Here is a 2,639-nt window from a genome sequence, read left to right as displayed (position 1 = left end):
CAGGCAAAGCACTGATGATACTTACCCGCATACTATTTAAGCCGGCATCGACAATGGCTTTGATCCCCTGGGTAAAACCAGCGTTAGTATTCATATTAATCTGACCGCGTGCGGTCTGGCTACGAATCAGCTTAATACTGTTGGCAATAGCGTCAGCGGCAAGCGACGGCTCACCTTCGCAGCCCTGCCCAAAACTGATAATGGGTTCAGGTGCATTTGTCAGGTGATAAAGGCCTACAGCGGCAATTTCTTCTGGTCTTGGTGCAAAAGCAATCCGGCTCTGGGGTGCTGGGCAGCACTCTGATGGCTGGAGTGAGATACATCCCAGACAATTGGCGTTACAGGCCGGAGAAACAGGAATGCCGGCTTCCCATCGCCGGTAAAAAAGGTTCTGAGCCGTACAGCAGTGCCAGACCAGCGAGCAGTTTGCCAGGTGCTCTACCAGACGGTTGTTAGGCAAATCCCGCTTAACCCTGGCTACGCGTTTTTTTAAGTCCGGAGTATTATAGCGGTATGGATGCCATTTGGCGTTATCTGCGGTTTTATGTGCGGCTACATAGATTTCATCGTTAATCAGAGCTGCAGCAGTATAGCCGTATAAAGGCAATTGCGGAGCATTCGGGCGCTGTTTATAAGCTGGCAGCAAAGTGCGGGTATAGCCAACAGGCAGCATCGCAGCCACAGCCAAACGCCCTTTTAGTCTTCGGATTACGCCGTCTTCCATATAGAGCGCTTCCCTGCCTGGCAGAAACATCAGTTCAGACCCTTCCGGCAGTGGTATCATATCGTCTGGTTGTAAGGCAACATAGGATTCTCCCAGACGCCCCACAGCCGCACAGCCTGGCGCATCAAATATGTTACCATTTTTATCAGCAAAAAGCGTTGTAATCATGTTCTTATTACCCTTTGTTAAATTTATTCATGGCCTTTAAAAAGCCTTCCTTGACTATACATTCCACCGCATCCGCAGCCTGGCCAATCGCTTGGCTGATAACGGGTGCTTCCTCTGGTGAAAACCTTCCTAACACATAGTTTACCGTTTCCCACCCCTGCGGCGGCCGCCCGATGCCAATTCTAATCCGGGAAAAGTTGTCTTTGCCTGACTCATACAAAATTGATTCAATACCCCGATGTCCGCCTGAACCGCCTTTCAGCCTGAGACGCAGCCGTCCGACAGGCAAATCCAGGTCATCATAGATCACAATGATATCTTCATAGTCAATTTTGTAAAAAGCAGCTAATGGTACAATTGCCCGACCGCTCAAATTCATAAATGTTTGTGGTTTTACCAATAAAACCGTTTCCTCACCACGATATTCAGCTACCTGCGCCTGATAACGTTCACGCCAGCCAGTTACCTCCCAGCGTTCGGCCAATTTGTCTATCACCATAAAGCCGATGTTGTGACGTGTAGCGCTGTATTCTTGCCCAGGATTACCCAAACCAACAACAATTTTCATTTACCCCTCCGACATTTTGAGAATTTCGTCAACAGTAACAAACCGATAGCCCTCGGCCTGCAGTCTGTCAATAATTACGCGGGTAGCCGCTATCGTCTGGGAACGCGGCAGTTTGGCAGCGATTCCATCGCCATCATGCAACAGGATAACTGAGCCATTTTTTACCTTGCTCAGTGTCCTCTCGACAATGACATCGACTCCCGGATTGACCCAATCGCGGCTAGCAACCGACCATTCAACCACCTTTAGGTTATATTCAGCCATAATATCCATAACAACAGCATCCCGAAATCCATGTGGCGGCCGCATAACATTTGGCACATAACCAATAATGCTGGCAATAATCTGATTGGTTTTTTCAATTTCATTAATAATCGTTTGCCGATCAACTTTTAGTAAATCTACATGACTATAGGTATGATTCCCCACTTGATGTCCTTCGGCTACCATCCGCTTCAGCAACTCAGGATGTTTGGCGACATTCTGACCAATAACAAAGAATGTCGCTGATACCTGCTTTTCCTTTAACAAGTCGAGCAACTGATCGGTATAAGGCGGATACGGTCCGTCATCAAACGTAAGGGCAACTAGCTTTTGGTTTGTCCGGACTTCCGAGTACACTGGCCCGTAAAAATGATTTGCAGGCAATACGGCATTCAATGTCAGTACTAAACCGATAATAATGCCAAGTATAGCTATACCGAGACCAAGACGCACTGGCCGTTTTATTACCCGCAGGTAATCCAGCACTAAGCTGATAATGACTACTACTGTCAAAAGTCCCAGCATACTGATCAGCCGGACGTTGAGGTCAAACATATCTACTACCCTCGTTTCACGAGAATTCTTTAAACATAATCAGCCAGGGACCCTGAGAGTCATAGGTAGTCCCACCGGGATAATACCCTAGCTTTTCATACACCCTAATGGCTGGGCGGTTATCTGGCCGCACTTCAAGCCGTACCCGTTCAACCTGATGCTGGCGAAAATAGGTATCAGCCTCCAGCATGAGAGCAGTTGCAATCCCCTTTCCCCGTGTGTCAGCAGCAACCGCAATCGATAAAATACGTGCACTAGCGGCTTTGCCAGGAGTTGTAGCAGAGCGGAGAAACGCAAATTTGTTAAGGAGAATTATTTTTACAGGCTGAAGGCCAAAACCATACTGCCCTGTTAGCCAGC

General features: G+C 47.9%; 4 protein-coding genes. All 4 read right to left on the bottom strand.

Translation table 11 applies throughout. The features are described from left to right. A partial coding sequence (locus tag AC29Z1_RS16240; RefSeq protein ID WP_488272495.1) for a radical SAM family protein occupies positions 1-892 on the bottom strand: 892 nt, incomplete at its 3' end. A gap of 7 nt (positions 893-899) precedes the next feature. After that, complete coding sequence (gene pth, locus AC29Z1_RS16235; RefSeq protein ID WP_488272494.1) at positions 900-1,460, bottom strand: aminoacyl-tRNA hydrolase; 561 nt, start codon at positions 1,458-1,460, stop codon at positions 900-902. Continuing rightward, positions 1,461-2,279, bottom strand: a complete 819-nt coding sequence (locus AC29Z1_RS16230) for a polysaccharide deacetylase family protein (RefSeq protein WP_488272493.1) — start codon at positions 2,277-2,279, stop codon at positions 1,461-1,463. A gap of 16 nt (positions 2,280-2,295) precedes the next feature. Beyond that, a partial coding sequence (locus tag AC29Z1_RS16225; protein WP_488272492.1) for a GNAT family N-acetyltransferase occupies positions 2,296-2,639 on the bottom strand: 344 nt, incomplete at its 5' end.

The organism is Sporomusa sp. (assembly GCF_057736855.1).
Note: the sequence above shows the minus strand (reverse complement) of the source record. Positions and strands in the feature narration are given on the sequence as shown.

What these genes read in the sequence shown, in the direction of transcription:
- pth (WP_488272494.1), bottom strand. Translation starts at nt 1,460, where the DNA reads ATGAAAATTGTTGTTGGTTTGGGTAATCCTGGGCAAGAATACAGCGCT.
- AC29Z1_RS16230 (WP_488272493.1), bottom strand. Translation starts at nt 2,279, where the DNA reads ATGTTTGACCTCAACGTCCGGCTGATCAGTATGCTGGGACTTTTGACA.